The sequence below is a fragment of the Variovorax sp. Root318D1 genome, from assembly GCF_001424835.1.
Classification (GTDB): Bacteria; Pseudomonadota; Gammaproteobacteria; order Burkholderiales; family Burkholderiaceae_C; genus Variovorax.
This window is the reverse complement of sequence record NZ_LMCQ01000021.1, coordinates 172,463-187,544: the sequence shown is the minus strand read 5'-3', so window position 1 is coordinate 187,544 and position 15,082 is coordinate 172,463. Positions and strand designations below refer to the sequence as shown.

Below are 15,082 nucleotides of genomic sequence, written 5' to 3'. Positions count from 1 at the left end.
CGCAAGAGAACCACCGTGAATTACCTGAGCACCCGCGGCCACCCCGACCGCAAGCGTTTCTGCGAAATCCTGCTTGAAGGCCTCGCGCCCGACGGCGGGCTCTACCTGCCCGATGAGTATCCGCAGATCGACTCCGCCACGCTCGCGAAATGGCGCAGCCTGCCGTATGCCGAACTGGCGTTCGAAATTCTGTCGCTCTACATCGACGACATTCCGCCGGCCGACCTCAAGGCGATCTGCGCCAAGACCTACACGCCCGAGGTGTTCGGCACCGAAGAAATCGTGCCGCTGCGCGAGCTCGAAGACGGCGTGTACCTCGAAGCTTTGTCCAACGGCCCGACGCTCGCCTTTAAGGACATGGCGATGCAGCTCCTGGGCAACCTGTTCGAGTACGAACTGGCCCGCCGAGGCGCCGAGCTCAACATCCTCGGTGCCACCAGCGGCGACACCGGCAGCGCGGCCGAGTACGCCATGCGCGGCAAGAAGGGCGTGCGCGTCTTCATGACCTCGCCGGACGGCCGCATGAGCCCGTTCCAGCAAGCGCAGATGTTCAGCCTGCAGGACGAGAACATCCACAACATCGCCATCACCGGCGTGTTCGACGACTGCCAGGACATCGTCAAGGCGGTGTCGAACGACCTGGGCTTCAAGCGCAAGTACCGCATCGGCACGGTCAACTCGATCAACTGGGCGCGCCTGCTCGCGCAAGTCGTCTACTACTTCGCCGGCTATTTCCAGGCCACGGCCAGCAACGACAAGCCTGTGAGCTTCACCGTGCCGTCGGGCAATTTCGGCAACGTGTGCGCGGGCCACGTGGCGCGCATGATGGGCCTTCCCATCCAGACGCTGGTGGTCGCCACCAACGAGAACGACGTGCTCGACGAGTTCTTCCGCACCGGCATCTACCGCGTTCGCGCGGCGGCCGATACGCATGAAACCTCGAGCCCGTCGATGGATATCAGCAAGGCCAGCAACTTCGAGCGCTTCGTGTTCGACCTGGTGGGCCGCGACGCCGCCAAGCTGCGCTCGCTGTTCGTGGACGAGCTGGGCGGCCAGGGCCGCTTCGACCTGAGCGGCGATCCCGCCTTCAAGCAAGCCGCGGAGCGCTTCGGCTTCAAGAGCAGCCGCAGCACCCACGCTGACCGGCTGGCCACCATCCGCGACACCGACAAGCGCTTTGCCACCTTGGTCGATCCGCACACCGCCGACGGCCTCAAGGCCGCGCGAGAACACCTCGCGCCCGGCGTGCCGATGGTGGTGCTCGAAACCGCGCTGCCGATCAAGTTTGCAGCCACGCTTGTGGAGGCGCTCGGCCACGAGCCTGCGCGGCCGGCCAGGTTCGAAGGCATTGAGGCGCTGCCCAAGCGGGTCGTCAAGCTTCCGGCCGATGTGGAAGCCGTGAAGGCCTATATCGCCCAGAACTGTGATTGACCTTTGCCGCACGCCGCGCATGGCGGCGGCTGCCTCGCAACTGCATCTGCATTCGGCTGCTGCGTAAACAGCAGCCACAGGAACTCGACATGAAGGTGATCGGCTTTTCCGGGTATTCGGGTTCAGGCAAGACCACGCTGGTCGAGCGCCTGATTCCGGTGCTCAAGCTCCACGGCCAGCGCGTGTCGGTGGTCAAGCATGCGCATCACAAGTTCGACATCGACCATCCGGGCAAGGACACCTACCGCCACCGCGAGGCCGGGGCCTTCGAGGTGGTTGTGGCGTCGGACAAGCGGCTCGCGCTGATCCGCGAATTTGAACAGCCCGCGCAGCTGACGGTGCATGACCTCATTGCAGAGCTTCACGACGGTGTCGACTGGGTGCTGGTCGAGGGCTTCAAGCACAGCGACCTGCTCAAGATCGAAGTCTGGCGCGCCCCCGAGGCGGGCCAGCCGCCCCGGCCTTCGAAGTACATCGAAGACGCCTTCGTGACCGCCATTGCCACCAACGCGCCAAAAGGACTGCCGGCGCCCACCAACCTTCCCTTGTTCGACCTCGACGACATCGAGGGCATCGCGCAGTGGTTGATCGACAGCGGCAGCCGCTTCGAATACAACCCCGAACACCATGGCTGATCCTGCTGTTCCTTCGCGTCCCCCGCTGATGGCGCTTGACGATGCGCTGGCAAGCCTGCTCGAGAAGGCACAGCCCAGGTTGCCCGCCGAAAGCGTCGCCACCTTCGACGCAGATGGCCGCGTGCTTGCGCAAGACCTGGTGTCCGCGCTCACCGTGCCGCCGCGCGACAACAGCTCGATGGACGGCTACGCGGTGCGCGTGGCCGACTGCGCCGCCCCCGGCGCAGTGCTCCAGGTGGCGCAGCGCATTCCCGCTGGCACCGTGGGTACGCCGCTCGCGGCCGGCACCGCGGCACGCATCTTCACCGGCGCGCAGATCCCCGAAGGCGCAGATGCCATCGTGATGCAGGAAGACACGCAAGTGCTGCCGCAGGAAGGCACGCTCGGCGCGGTGCGCATCGAGACCGTTCCCGCCGCCGGCCAGTGGATTCGCCGCGCGGGCGAAGACGTCGCGTCCGGCGACGTGGTGCTGTGCAAGGGCGAGCGGCTGACGCCCGCGGCGCTGGGCCTCGCGGCCAGCGTGGGCTTCGACCGGCTCCAGGTGGCACGGCGGCCGCGCGTGGCGCTGCTCTCCACCGGCGACGAACTGGTGATGCCCGGCGAGGTCGCGCCCGAGGCCATGAAGCCCGGCGCGATCTACAACTCCAACCGCTTCTTCATGCGCGCCTTGCTGCATCGGCTCGGCTGCGAGGTGAACGACCTCGGTATCGTGCCCGACAAGCGCGAAGCCACCATCGAGGCGCTGCGCGGTGCGGCCAAGAACAGCGATCTGATCATCACCACCGGCGGCGTGTCGGTAGGGGAAGAAGACCACATCAAGGCGGCCGTGCAGACGCTCGGCGAACTGCAGTTGTGGTCGCTCTCGATGAAGCCGGGCAAGCCTTTCGCCTATGGCTCTATTCCGAGGGCCGGGGGCGAATCGCAAGGCCGCTGCCACGTCACCGGGCTGCCCGGAAACCCGGTGTCCAGCTTCCTGACCTTTCTGCTGCTCGTTCGCCCCTTCCTGCTGACGATGCAGGGCGCCACGCGTGTGGCACCCGAGCCCGTACCGATGCGTGCCGATTTCGACTGGCTGCGCGCCGACAAGCGCCGCGAGTTCCTGCGCGCGCGGCGCAACGCTGCAGGTGGGCTCGACTTGTTCACCAACCAGAGCTCGGGCGTGCTCACGTCGATGGTCTGGGGCGACGGCGTCATCGACAACCCGCCAGGCCAGATCATCAAGGCGGGCGACACGGTGAAGTTCATTCCCTTGGCCTCGCTGCTGGCCTGAGGCGAATCCATGAAAGTCCAGATCCGTTACTTTGCCTCAGTGCGCGAGGCGCTCGACACCAGCGGTGAAACCGTCGACACCACCGCCGCCACGCTGGCCGCATTGCGCGACGAACTCATCGCCCGCGGCGGCGCTTACGCCACGGCGCTCGCACGCGGCAAGGCCGTGCGCATGGCACTCGACCAAGCCATGAGCGACGAGGCGGCCGCGCTGCGCGAAGGCTGCGAGGTCGCCTTCTTCCCACCCGTTACGGGCGGCTGAGCCGGGCGTTCAACGCCACCAGGCGCTCGCGCAGCGCGTTGGATGCCCGGGTCATCGGCGAGCGCAGTTCGTCGCTCATCGATCCGCCGTGTGCCAGCAGCGCCTTGAGCGGCCCGGGGTTCGGTTCGGCAAACAGCATCTCGATCAGCGGCTGCAGCGGCTGCCATTCGGCGCGCGCTTCCGCGAGCCGGTTTTCGGCCAAGAGGCGCAGCACCTGCACAAAGCGCCGCGTCTGCACATGGCCGCTCGCCGCGATGGCGCCCACGCCGCCTTCGGCCACCGTGCCGAAGATCTGGTGGTCTTCGCCAGACAGCACCTGAAGCCTGCCGTCGGCGATCACTGCGCGCGTCTTGGCCATGTCGCCGCCGCAGTCCTTGATGCCGCGGATCTGCGGGTGCTCGGCCAAGGCCAGCAGCGTTTCGCGCGCGATGGTCGCACCGGTGCGGTAGGGAATGTCGTAGATAAGCACCGGCGCGGCGCTGGCATCGGCGATGGCGCGGAACCATTCGAGCAGGCCGGCCTGCGATGGCCGAATGTAGTGCGGCGCGGGCACCAGCAGCCCCGCCAGCGGGCGTTCGGCCAGCCGGCGTACCCAGGCCGTCGTCTTGCCCAGGTGATAGCCCGACAGCCCCATGACGATCGGCAGTCCCTCGGCGGCCGCCTGTACTGTCTCGAGTGCGGCGAGCTGCTCAGTCTCATCGAGCGCGGCGGCCTCGCCGGTCGAACCGCAGACCACGAAGCCGGCAACGTCGTCGCCCGCGAGCCGGCGGGTTAGCGCCGAGAGTGCGGCATGGTCGATGGCGCCACCGCGAAACGGTGTGACGAGAGGAATCCAGAGGCCCGAGAAATCAGGGCGGGAGGAGGGGTGAGAGGGTTGCAGCACGCGAGGCTTCCTTACGGGATCGACCGATGGAAAAGAACCGTCGTTCGATGCGCGCGCAACCCAGTCGGGGGCCAAGGCCTTTGCAGGTTCCGTCGCTCATCCGACGACGGAACCGCAGCTCCGGTCAGACGAGCTTGGGTTTTTTGGCTTTGCTGCCCTGGCGCGCAGCGCTGCTTTCGAGGCGCGAAAGCACCGTGGAGAGCGTGGCGTGGCAAGGCATTGCCGAAGTCTAGCGCGGTGCCACAATCCCGGCATGAGTGGTGCACGCGTTTCGATCCAGACAGCTGATTTCGACCTGGGACAGGAGGTTGCCGCGTTGCGTGCCGGCGACAAACGCGTGGGCGCGGTGTGCAGCTTCATCGGTACCGTGAGAGACCGCAACGACGGCAGCGCCATCGCCTCGATGGAGCTCGAGCACTACCCCGGCATGACCGAGAAGGCCATCGAAGCGATGATCGACGAGGCGCACAAGCGTTTCGACATTTTGGGCGCACGCGTGATCCACCGCGTGGGCCTGCTGCAGCCGCTCGACCAGATCATGATGGTGGCGGTGGTCTCGGCCCATCGCGGGCAGAGCTTCGAGGCCTGCGAGTTCCTGATGGACTACCTCAAGACGCAGGCGCCGTTCTGGAAAAAAGAACAGACGCCTGAAGGCGCACGATGGGTGGATGCGCGAGTCAGCGACGATGCGGCATTGGCGCGCTGGGGCATCGCCGCCAACAACGCCTGATCTTTTCCCTCTCCCTCTGGGAGAGGGCAGGGTGAGGGCGGCGGCGCTGGTTGAGCGGCGTGCTTCATCGGCGGCACAGTGCCCTCACCCCTACCCTCTCCCAGAGGGAGAGGGAGCAAGAAGGGGAGAGGGGGCAAGAAAGATCAGAGGGGCTTGAACCCGCTCGACTGAATGATCCGCTCCCAAGTCTGCGTGTAAGTACGCACGCGGCCCGCAAACTGGCCTTGCGGCTCGTACGCCACAGTGAGGCCCATTGCGGTGAGCTTCTGCTTCACGTCAGGCATCGCCAGCACCTTCTGCAGTGCATCCCCATATTTGTCGATGATCGGCTGCGGCGTGCCCACGGGCGCGAAGATGCCGTAGTAGGGCAGGTCTTCAAGATTGGAGAAGCCCAGCTCGGTGAACGTTGGCACGTTCGGCAGCACGGCCTGGCGCTTGGCGCCGATCGAGGCCACGATGCGCACTTTGCCGGCCTTGTGGTTCTCGATGAAGTCCGGCACCGAGGCAATGCCCGCGGTGATCTGGTTCCCCAGCATGTCCGCTGTCATCGGCGCGCTGCCGCGGTAGGGCGCGGGCTGCACGTCGATCTTGTATTTTTCCGAGATCATCTTCACCAGGAACTCGGGAATCGAGGCCGGCGCGGGGATGCCGATGGTCTCCTTGCCGCCGCGTTGGGTACGAACCCATTTCACGTACTCGTCGATGCTTTTGGCCGGCGTGCCGCCCGAGACCGCCAGCACGTTGGCGAAGGTGGCGAAGCCGGCCACCGGCACGAAGTCGGTGGCGGGGTTGAAGCCAGGGTTCTTCACCACCTGCGGCAGGATGGAGATCGAGTGGTCGTGGGAGAGGAACAGCGTATGGCCGTCAGCCGGGGCTGCCTTGAGCGCCTGCGCCGCAATCTGTCCGCCCGCGCCGGCGCGGTTCTCCACCACCACCGGCACGCCCAGCACGTCCTTGAGTTTTTCGCCGAGCGTGCGTGCAATGGCGTCCGAGCCGGCGCCGGCCGGAAATCCGACCAGCAGGCGGATGGGCGTGCCTTGCGCCTGCGCAAGACCGGTCAGGCCGAAGGCCGCTACAAGGAGGCCGACGCCGAGCGCCCGGCGAGCCGGATGAGGGCGCTGCATTGAAAAAACCATGATCGACTCCATTCGAAAGATGAGCAGGCACAGTGCAATAGACGTGCCCGAAGCCCCGGGCACCTTGAATCGCGCCCGAACAGTCCTATTTTGAGTGCAGGAACACCACCATGCGACAAGACAAACTCACCACCAAATTCCAGGAAGCGCTGGGCGATGCGCAGACGCTCGCTCTCGGCAACGACAACGCCTACATCGAACCGGCCCACCTGCTGGTCGCGATGCTGCGCCAGGAAGACGGCCCGCGCGCCTTGCTGGAACGCGCTGGCGTCAACGTCCACGGCCTTGCGAACGCAGCCGAAGCTGCTATCAAGAAGCTGCCGCAAGTACAGGGCCACGACATCGTGCAGGTCGGACCCGAGCTCGGCAAGCTGTTGCAGGCGACCGAGAAAGAGGCCATCAAGCGCAACGACCAGTTCATTGCAGGCGAGCTCTTCCTTTTGGCCGTGGCCGACAGTAAGTCGGACATTGGCCGCATCGCGAAAGAAAACGGCCTGACACGCAAGTCGCTCGAATCGGCCATCGACGCCGTGCGCGGCGGCCAAGGCGTGAACAGCGCCGATGCTGAAGGCCAGCGCGAAGCCCTCAAGAAATACTGCCTAGACCTGACCGAGCGCGCCCGGCTGGGCAAGCTCGACCCGGTCATCGGCCGCGACGAGGAAATCCGCCGCGCCATCCAGGTGCTGCAGCGCCGCACCAAGAACAACCCCGTGCTCATCGGTGAGCCGGGCGTGGGCAAGACTGCCATCGTCGAAGGCCTGGCGCAGCGCATCGTGGCGGGCGAAGTGCCCGAATCGCTCAAGGGCAAGCGGGTGCTGTCGCTCGACATGGCTGCGCTGCTGGCCGGCGCCAAATACCGCGGCGAGTTCGAAGAACGCCTCAAGACCGTCTTGAACGAACTGGCCAAGGACGAAGGCCAGACCATCGTCTTCATCGACGAACTGCACACCATGGTGGGCGCAGGCAAGGCCGAAGGCGCGATGGACGCGGGCAACATGCTCAAGCCCGCGCTCGCGCGCGGCGAGCTGCACTGCGTGGGTGCCACCACGCTCGACGAATACCGCAAGTACATCGAGAAGGACGCCGCGCTTGAGCGCCGCTTCCAGAAAATCATCGTGGGCGAGCCGAGCGTGGAGGCGACCATCGCCATCCTGCGCGGCCTCCAGGAAAAGTACGAAGTGCACCATGGCGTGCAGATCACCGACCCGGCCATCGTGGCCGCGGCCGAGCTGAGCGACCGCTACATCACCGACCGCTTCCTGCCCGACAAGGCCATCGACCTGATCGACGAAGCCGCGGCCAAAATCAAGATCGAGATGGATTCCAAGCCCGAGGTGATGGACCGCTTGGACCGTCGCCTCATTCAGCTGCAGATCGAGCGCGAAGCCGTGCGCCGCGAAAAGGACGAGGCCTCGCAGAAGCGCTTCGGCCTCATCGAGGACGAGGTTGCGCGCCTGCAAAAGGAAATTGCCGACTACGACGAGATCTGGCAGGCCGAAAAGGCACAGGCGCAGGGCAGCGCGAAGATCCGCGAGGACATCGACAAGATCAAGTTCGAGATCGAGGAGTGGAAGCGCAAGGGCGACTTCAACAAGCTCGCCGAACTGCAATACGGCCAGCTGCCAGCACTCGAAAAACGCCTGCGCGAAGCCGAGGAGAGCGAGGCGAGCAAGGGCAAGTCGAGCGCGCCCACGCTGCTGCGCACACAGGTCGGCTCGGAAGAAATTGCCGAAGTCGTGGCGCGCGCCACCGGCATTCCGGTCGCCAAGCTGATGCAGGGCGAGCGCGACAAGCTGCTCGTCATGGAAGACAAGCTGCACGAACGCGTCGTGGGGCAGGACGAAGCCATCGGCGCGGTTGCCAACGCGATCCGCCGCTCGCGCTCGGGCCTTTCCGATCCGAACCGCCCGACTGGCTCCTTCCTGTTCCTCGGCCCCACCGGCGTGGGAAAGACCGAGCTGTGCAAGGCGCTTGCGGGCTTCATGTTCGACAGCGAAGACCACCTCATCCGCATCGACATGAGCGAGTTCATGGAGAAGCATTCGGTCGCCCGCCTGATCGGCGCGCCGCCGGGCTACGTGGGCTACGAGGAGGGCGGCTACCTCACGGAAGCCGTGCGCCGCAAGCCCTACAGCGTGGTGCTGCTCGACGAGGTCGAGAAGGCCCATCACGACGTGTTCAACGTGCTGCTGCAGGTGCTCGACGACGGCCGCCTGACCGACGGCCAGGGCCGTACCGTCGACTTCAAGAACACCGTGATCGTGATGACCAGCAACATCGGCTCGCCGATCATCCAGGCCATGGTGGGCCAGCCGGCCGAAGAGATCAAGGAAGCGGTGTGGGATGAGCTGAAGAACTACTTCCGCCCCGAGTTCCTGAACCGCATCGACGAGACGGTGGTGTTCCATGCGCTCGACGCGAAGAACATCGAATCGATTGCCGCGATCCAGCTCAAGGTGCTGCAGGCGCGGCTCGCGAAGATGGACCTGGGGCTCGAAGTCTCGCCCGCGGCGCTGGCCGAGATTGCCAAGGTCGGCTTCGACCCGGTGTTCGGCGCACGGCCGCTGAAGCGCGCCATCCAGCAGCGCATCGAGAATCCGCTCTCCAGGCTGCTGCTCGACGGCAGCTTCGGGCCGAAGGACACGATCGAAGTGAATACCGATCCGATCCGGACCCCAGGCCAGTTCTCGTTCACAAAGGCCGGGGAACCATCGGAGGCCATTGCGGCCTAAAGTCGGATGATGAACTTCATATTTCGCGTCATTCTTCTGCTTCTTGGCCTGGTTTTTGCGGCCAGTCTCGCGGTGGCGGTCATGCTGCTTGCGGCTGTGTGGGGCGTGCGCTACGCCTGGGGCCGGATCACAGGCAAGCCCGTGACGCCCTGGGTGGCCTCGATGGGCGGGCGCTTCAACCCGCGCTCGGGCTTCGAGCGTTTTCGCAATGCGGCACAGCCGACCGAGCCCACCGCGGCCGACATGGCCAATGCGCGTGCGCGCGGCGAATCGGTGCGCAGCCCGTTGGCCCTGCGTCCCGCGGGCGACGTGACCGACGTGCGGGCCCGGCCTGCGCGCGGCGAGTAGGCACCCCGCCTTCTCGAACGCGTTTGAAGGCACACTTGCCTTCATGCTTCGCCCACCCCTTCTCATCGACCCCGACGAGGTCGAGATCAGCGCCATTCGGGCGCAGGGTGCGGGCGGGCAGAACGTCAACAAGGTGTCGAGCGCGGTGCATTTGCGCTACGACATCCACGCGAGCTCTTTACCGCCTGACGTGAAGGAACGCCTGCTTGCGCTGCGCGACAGCCGCATCACGCAGGAAGGCGTCTTCGTGTTGAAGGCCCAACAGCACCGCACGCAGGAGATGAACCGGGCCGGCGCGCTCGCGCGCCTGCAGGCGGTAGTCGACAGCGTGGCTACGCCGCCGCGCGTGCGGCGTGCTACCAAGCCGACCTACGGCTCGAAGCAGCGCCGACTCGAAGGCAAGAGCCAGCGTTCGCAGATCAAGAACCTGCGCGGACCGGTGCGGGACTGACCTTTAAGGCCCCGCTAAGCTGCATGACACGGCCCCGACGCACAATGGAGGCCATGAGAGTCTTCTTCCGCCGCGTATTGCCGGCATTCCTGCTGGCTCTGGGCGCGGCTGCCCTGGCGGGCTGCGGCCCGGATGCCGACACGAAGGCGGCGACCGCGGGCCCGGTGCAGGAGCTCAAGTGGGAAGAGCTCGTACCCAAGAACTGGGATCCGACCAAGCGCTACCGCAACATCAGCCTCGAATCGCTGCGCGACAACGACCCGCGCGCGATCCAGATGCTGGACGAGATGCGCGCCGTCTGGGACAACGCGCCGGTCAACGTGGCGCTCGACGGCACGGCCGCGCGGCTGTCGGGCTTTGTCGTTCCGCTCGACAACACGCAGGGCGGCATTCGCGAGTTTCTGCTGGTGCCTTACTTCGGCGCCTGCATCCATACCCCGCCGCCGCCCGCCAACCAGATCGTGCACGTGACCGCGGCCGACACCGTGAAGGGCCTGCACGCGATGGACACAGTGCGGGTCAGCGGGCTGCTGAAGGCGGCGCGCTATTCCTCGGTGGACATGGGCGTGAGCGGCTACGAGATCAAGTCGGCTTCCGTCGAGCCTTTTGTCTCGGCGCGCTGAGCTTCTTCCGGCTGCGCCAGCGCGGCCAGCGCCTCTGCGTCGGTGCGGTAGCTGAAAAGCATCGGCCCCGCTGTAAGAAGTCCGGCACGCTCCAGCACCTGCATGGCCGGCAGCTTCAGGCCGCTCAGGTGCAGGCGCACGCCCTTGGCTTCCATCATCCGGCGGATCGAGCCGAACACCTCGGCGCCCGTGATGTCGATGCGGTTGATGGGCTGCGCAAAAAGGCATACGTCGGTGAGGTCCGGCCGCTCGGCCATGGCGACCGTGAGCGCGCGCTCGAGCGTGGAGGCCGATGCAAAGTCGAGTTCGGCATCCATGCGCAGCGCGTAGAGATGCGGCGCCAGCGGCGGCAGCTTCCAGAGGTGGCGGTCGCGCAGGCTGCCGTCCGGGTGCAGGCCGACCTCGATGATCCGCGGATGCAGGTGGCGGTACATGTAGTGCGCCATGCTCGCGAGCAGCCCGCCCAGCACGCCCCAGTAGATGCTCGGTGCGGTGGCAATGGTCAGCACGAAGGTGCCGAACGCGATGCCTGCCTCGATGCGCGACACGCGCCACAGCGCGACGAAGCTCGCCGGCTTGACCAGCCCCAGAATGGCCGTGACCACCACCGCCGCCAGCACTGCTTGCGGCACGTGATAAAGCAGCGGCATGAGCCACAACAGTGCACCGGCCACCACCATCACGCTGAACAGCGTCGCCCATCCGGTTTGCGCGCCCGCATACAGCGTGATGGCCGAGCGCGAGAACGACGAGCTGGTGGGAAAGGAGCCCGAGAAACCCGAGGCCAGCTTGGCGAGGCCCTGACCGATCAGGTCCTGGTTCTCGTTCCAGAGCGTGCCGGCGCGCGCGTTGTCGATCTTGGCGCTCGATGCCGTCTCCAGAAAGCTCACCAGCGTGATCATCAGCGCGGGCAGCACCAGCGCGCTGAACGTGTTCAAGGGCAAGAGGCCCGGCCAGTAGAAGGAGGGCAGGCCGGCGGGCAGGCTGCCCACCACGGCGCCGCCGCGCAGCGCGTAGTTGACCGTCCAGCTGATGGCCGCGGCACCCGCCACGAGCGCCATGGTGGTCGGAAAGCGCGGCGCCAGCCGCTTGCCCAGCCACAGCACTGCAATGCTGCCGAGCCCGAAGGCAATGGCGACAAGGTCTGGCAGCGGACCGCCCTGCAGCACCTGGGGAATGGTGCGGCCCGTGAAGCCGAGCAACGCCGGCAACTGCGAAATGGCAATCAGCACCGCCGCGCCCTGCGTGAAGCCGATCAGCACCGGAGAATTCACCAGCCGCAGCAGCCACCCGAAACGCCCCGCGCCCAGCACCATCTGGATGGCCCCCGATATCAGCGTGAGCCACACCGCCATCGCCACCCATTCGCTGCTGCCGGGCACCGCCAGCGGCGCGAGCGAGGCGCCCACCAGCAGGCTCGTGAGCGCGGTGGGCCCGACCGACAGTCGCTGCGAGGAACTGAAGATCACCGCAACCAGTGCTGGGAACAGTGCCGCGTACACGCCGGTGACCAGCGGCATACCCGCCAGCGCCGCGTAGGCCACGCCCTGCGGAATGACCATGAGCGCCACCGTGAGGCCCGCCAAGGCCTCGTTGCGCAGCAGCGCTGGGGAAGGGCGCGGCCAAGCGAGGCAGGGAACCCACCGCGCGACGCGGTGGCGCAAGGAAGTGGAAGAAGAGGAGGAGGCTGCCGGATTCATGAAGCGTTACGAGCGCACGGGAGAAGCGGGACGGCACGTGCGCGGTGCGCCGCGCGCGTGGGATGCGGAGCGCCGTCAGATCAGCGAGGAGGCGTTTTTCAGAACGTAGTCGCAGGCCTTCACCTTCAGCTTCGATGAGAGCATCTTGACGTTGAGCGTCTTGCCGTCCCCGCCCTTCAGCAGGCCCTTCGCGCCGCTCTCGAAGTTCTTTTCCTGCTGCTTCTGGCCAGTGATCTTGGCAAGGAGCTTGTCTTTCACCGAGGCCGCATCGCCGCCCAGGTAGTTGTTTTTGACGCAGTACTGCAATACGCCGGCCGCGCTGCCGATGGTGCTGGAGCCGATGGCGGGCATCTGGAAGCCGAGGTTCTCGCCAAGCGACGAGCCGGCCTGGTCCTTCAGCTTGCCGAGCAGGTCCGACTGGGCCAGGACCGGGACGCTCGCCGCGATCAGCGCGAGAGAAACCAGTGCGAAGCGAAAGCGCATGACGAACTCCCGTCTGTGGATGTGAATGAAGATTCCATCGTCAGCATACCCCCGACGGAATCCGGGTTCACGCGCGACGGAACAGCAGCACCGAATTCGTGCCGCCGAAAGCGAAGGAGTTGCTCATGGCCGCTTCGAGCGCAGGTGCGCCGGTGTCGTCATGCGTCACCAGGTTCAGGCTGCACGCCGGATCGATTTCGCTGCAGTTGGCATTGGGCGGCAGTTGCCGGCGGTGCAGCGCGAGCACTGTGATGAGCGCTTCGATGGCTCCGGCCGCGCCGAGCAGGTGGCCGTGCAGCGCCTTGGTGGAACTGACGCGCAGGTTGTCGAGGTCGTTGCCCCACACGTCCGCCAGCGCATTGCGTTCGACCACGTCGCCGATGCGCGTGGCCGTGCCGTGCGCGTTGCAGTAGCCCACGTCGCGCGGCTGCAGCCCGGCCTGGCGCAGGGCGGAGCGCAACGCGCGGGCCTGGCCGGGAGCGTCGGGCTTGGTGAGGTGCGTGGCGTCGCTACTGAGGCCCCAGCCCGCCAGCGTGGCATAGCTGCGGGCGCCGCGGCTGCGCGCGCGTTCGGCCGACTCAAGCACCAGAAACGCTGCGCCTTCGCCCAGCGCGAAGCCGCTGCGGTCGCTGGCAAAGGGCCGCACCGCGCCGGCTGCTTCGCCGGGCTGGAAGGTGGCCAACGTCTGCATGGCCTGCCAGGCCAGCACCACGCCGGGCACGATGAGAGCCTCGCTGCCGCCGGCAATGGCCACGTCGACTTCACCGCGCTGGATGGCTTTGGCGGCTTCGGCAATGGCCACTGACGACGAGGCGCAGGCCACCGAATAGGTGAGTACCGGCCCCAGCACGCCGTGGCGCATGGCCACGTGGGCGGCGGGCGCATTGGGCATGAAGGCGGGAATGGTGAGGGGCGACACGCGCCCATTGCCGCGGTAGGCCGCCTCGAGTGCTGCGGCGCCGCCCATGCCGCAGCCGGCATAGACGCCCACGCGCTCGGGGTCGGCATCGCTCATGGTCAAGCCCGCATCGCGCACCGCGAGGTCAGCCGCGGCCACGGCGAGCTGGCTCACGCGGTCGACGCCGGCAAGCTGCAGCTTGGTGAACCAGCGTGTTTCGTCGAAAGCCACCGTGGCCGCGGCGGCCGGCTTGGGCAGGTCGGGAAAGACGGGCTGGATGGCCGATTGGCCGTCCAGCAGGGCTTGGAACAGCGTGCTGGGTTCGCCGCCATGCGGCGCCATGACGCCCAGTCCGGTGACGCAGACCTCGTGGTTCACGCTGTCTTCGCGGCCCTGACCTTGTCGACCAGCAGGGCCAGTTCGCCCAGGGTGTCGATGTTCGCGTCGCTGTCGGGCATGGTGATGCCGAAGTGATCTTCGATGGCAAACAGGAACTCGGCCAATGCCAGCGAATCGAGCCCGCCGGTTTCGCGCATCGATGCGTTGGGGTCGAGCTTCGACGGTTCAATACCGTACTTCTCGTGGATCAGGTCCTGCAATTGCTTCAGCGAACTCATCGTGCGATGCCTGTTGTCGTGTGCCGGCCGCTGATCGATCGCCGCCCTGGGGGCGCTCCATGGGATCGACCCCTTCCTCGCTCGGCTTGTGGGTCAGTGATGGCCAATGATATCCGCTCCAACCAAGGTGCTGACCTGGCTTCTGCCCTCCGGACGCCAACGCAGCGACGGGAGTGCGAAGGCCATTCCCAGCAAGGCGCCGGCCAGCGCGTCGAGCACCACGTGCTGCTTGACGGCCAGCGTCGACCAGGCAATGGCGGCAAACCAGATCCAGTTGGCAAAGCGCAGGTACGACGGCGTGCGCGCCTCGCGCAGCACGTGGTCGAGCCGGATGGCCGTGAAGATCGCCACGGCCACGTGCATCGAAGGGCATGCGTTGCCGGCGGCATCCACGCCCTGCAGCATGGCAAAGCCGGCGTAGCCCGACACGTCCATGGCAAGCGGTGGTATCTGCGTGGGCCAGAAGTAGAAGAGGCCCAGGCCGGTGAGGCACAGCGCGCCAATCCAGAGCCCATAGACCACCAACTCGCGAAAGCTCAACTGCAGCCCGGGCGCGATGCCCACATAGAACCAGAGCGAAAGGTAGGCGCCCAGCGCGTAGGGCTGGAACGGAATCAGATGGTCGAGGGCCGTGAGCGGCATTACCGCGACCGGATAGGCCGGATTGCGCAGCAGGTGAAAGTAGCCGATGAAGAAAAGCCAGGTGAAGACCGTGGTGCCGATCGCCTTGAGCCAGAAGAGGCGGCGGATCCGCTCGCCGATGTCCATGGTCCAGGTCTGTGGGCGATGCGGTCGGGGGAGGGGCGCCATGAGCAGGTCGGTCGGGTGGTCCGTGGTTTTTCTTCGGTCCTTCGATCTTGCCAGAGCCCCATGACGGCTCGGCA

Annotated in this window: 17 protein-coding genes; 10 read left to right on the top strand and 7 right to left on the bottom strand. The window is 66.4% G+C overall.

Going from position 1 to position 15,082, the window contains the following annotated elements; genetic code table 11:
- The first annotated feature begins 15 nt into the window (after positions 1-15).
- From thrC to moaD, 4 genes are read left to right on the top strand one after another with little or no spacing between them, the layout of a single operon-like run.
- The gene (gene thrC, locus ASC78_RS19345) at positions 16-1,431 is read left to right on the top strand and encodes a threonine synthase (protein ID WP_055804798.1); all 1,416 of its coding nucleotides are present in this window, start codon (positions 16-18) and stop codon (positions 1,429-1,431) included.
- 59 nt (positions 1,432-1,490) lie between these two features.
- Positions 1,491-2,066: a molybdopterin-guanine dinucleotide biosynthesis protein B gene (gene mobB / locus ASC78_RS19340; protein WP_268810393.1), complete on the top strand. Its 576-nt coding sequence runs from the start codon at positions 1,491-1,493 to the stop codon at positions 2,064-2,066.
- On the top strand, positions 2,059-3,336 hold the full coding sequence (locus ASC78_RS19335; RefSeq protein WP_055804795.1) for a molybdopterin molybdotransferase MoeA: 1,278 nt from the start codon (positions 2,059-2,061) through the stop codon (positions 3,334-3,336). The genes mobB and ASC78_RS19335 overlap by 8 nt, the downstream gene beginning before the upstream one ends.
- Positions 3,337-3,345: 9 nt before the next feature.
- The gene (moaD, locus tag ASC78_RS19330; RefSeq protein ID WP_055804792.1) at positions 3,346-3,597 is read left to right on the top strand and encodes a molybdopterin converting factor subunit 1; all 252 of its coding nucleotides are present in this window, start codon (positions 3,346-3,348) and stop codon (positions 3,595-3,597) included.
- On the opposite strand, the gene ASC78_RS19325 is transcribed toward moaD, so the two are convergent.
- Positions 3,584-4,477: a 4-hydroxy-tetrahydrodipicolinate synthase family protein gene (locus tag ASC78_RS19325; RefSeq protein WP_055805072.1), complete on the bottom strand. Its 894-nt coding sequence runs from the start codon at positions 4,475-4,477 to the stop codon at positions 3,584-3,586. The two genes, moaD and ASC78_RS19325, sit on opposite strands and share 14 nt — an antisense overlap.
- 256 nt (positions 4,478-4,733) lie before the next feature.
- Between ASC78_RS19325 and ASC78_RS19320 the strand changes: the two genes are divergently transcribed.
- On the top strand, positions 4,734-5,210 hold the full coding sequence (locus tag ASC78_RS19320; protein WP_055804788.1) for a molybdenum cofactor biosynthesis protein MoaE: 477 nt from the start codon (positions 4,734-4,736) through the stop codon (positions 5,208-5,210).
- A gap of 143 nt (positions 5,211-5,353) precedes the next feature.
- Here ASC78_RS19320 and ASC78_RS19315 read toward each other — a convergent pair whose 3' ends face one another.
- Positions 5,354-6,346: a Bug family tripartite tricarboxylate transporter substrate binding protein gene (locus ASC78_RS19315; protein WP_055805070.1), complete on the bottom strand. Its 993-nt coding sequence runs from the start codon at positions 6,344-6,346 to the stop codon at positions 5,354-5,356.
- 110 nt (positions 6,347-6,456) lie between these two features.
- On the opposite strand from ASC78_RS19315, the gene clpB reads away from it, so the two are divergent.
- From clpB to ASC78_RS19295, 4 genes are read left to right on the top strand one after another with little or no spacing between them, the layout of a single operon-like run.
- On the top strand, positions 6,457-9,078 hold the full coding sequence (gene clpB, locus ASC78_RS19310) for an ATP-dependent chaperone ClpB (RefSeq protein ID WP_055804785.1): 2,622 nt from the start codon (positions 6,457-6,459) through the stop codon (positions 9,076-9,078).
- A 9-nt stretch (positions 9,079-9,087) separates the two neighbouring features.
- Positions 9,088-9,426 (top strand): hypothetical protein, encoded by a 339-nt coding sequence (locus ASC78_RS19305; RefSeq protein WP_235505141.1) that lies wholly within the window; start codon positions 9,088-9,090, stop codon positions 9,424-9,426.
- 43 nt (positions 9,427-9,469) lie between these two features.
- The gene (gene arfB, locus ASC78_RS19300) at positions 9,470-9,877 is read left to right on the top strand and encodes an alternative ribosome rescue aminoacyl-tRNA hydrolase ArfB (RefSeq protein WP_055804780.1); all 408 of its coding nucleotides are present in this window, start codon (positions 9,470-9,472) and stop codon (positions 9,875-9,877) included.
- Between the two features lie 44 nt (positions 9,878-9,921).
- A complete protein-coding gene (locus ASC78_RS19295; RefSeq protein WP_055804777.1) occupies positions 9,922-10,500 on the top strand; it encodes a DUF3299 domain-containing protein in 579 nt (192 codons plus the stop codon).
- Here ASC78_RS19295 and ASC78_RS19290 read toward each other — a convergent pair.
- On the bottom strand, positions 10,452-12,062 hold the full coding sequence (locus ASC78_RS19290; RefSeq protein WP_235505139.1) for a SulP family inorganic anion transporter: 1,611 nt from the start codon (positions 12,060-12,062) through the stop codon (positions 10,452-10,454). The genes ASC78_RS19295 and ASC78_RS19290 overlap by 49 nt on opposite strands.
- Between ASC78_RS19290 and ASC78_RS28080 the strand changes: the two genes are divergently transcribed.
- Positions 12,061-12,309, top strand: a complete 249-nt coding sequence (locus ASC78_RS28080; protein ID WP_235505138.1) for a hypothetical protein — start codon at positions 12,061-12,063, stop codon at positions 12,307-12,309. The two genes, ASC78_RS19290 and ASC78_RS28080, sit on opposite strands and share 2 nt — an antisense overlap.
- Here the strand turns inward: ASC78_RS28080 and ASC78_RS19285 are convergent.
- The 4 genes from ASC78_RS19285 to ASC78_RS19270 all read right to left on the bottom strand — a co-directional run bounded on the left by ASC78_RS19285 (position 12,276) and on the right by ASC78_RS19270 (position 15,008).
- Positions 12,276-12,683 (bottom strand): DUF2501 domain-containing protein, encoded by a 408-nt coding sequence (locus tag ASC78_RS19285; RefSeq protein ID WP_055804770.1) that lies wholly within the window; start codon positions 12,681-12,683, stop codon positions 12,276-12,278. The two genes, ASC78_RS28080 and ASC78_RS19285, sit on opposite strands and share 34 nt — an antisense overlap.
- A 67-nt stretch (positions 12,684-12,750) precedes the next feature.
- Positions 12,751-13,959 carry a beta-ketoacyl-[acyl-carrier-protein] synthase family protein gene (locus ASC78_RS19280; RefSeq protein ID WP_055804767.1) on the bottom strand — a complete coding sequence of 403 codons (1,209 nt, stop codon included), beginning with the start codon at positions 13,957-13,959 and terminating at the stop codon, positions 12,751-12,753.
- Complete coding sequence (locus tag ASC78_RS19275; protein WP_055804764.1) at positions 13,956-14,198, bottom strand: acyl carrier protein; 243 nt, start codon at positions 14,196-14,198, stop codon at positions 13,956-13,958. Before ASC78_RS19275 ends, ASC78_RS19280 begins: the two co-directional genes overlap by 4 nt.
- 93 nt (positions 14,199-14,291) lie before the next feature.
- Positions 14,292-15,008 (bottom strand): phosphatase PAP2 family protein, encoded by a 717-nt coding sequence (locus tag ASC78_RS19270; RefSeq protein ID WP_055804761.1) that lies wholly within the window; start codon positions 15,006-15,008, stop codon positions 14,292-14,294.
- Between the last annotated feature and the right edge of the window lie 74 nt (positions 15,009-15,082).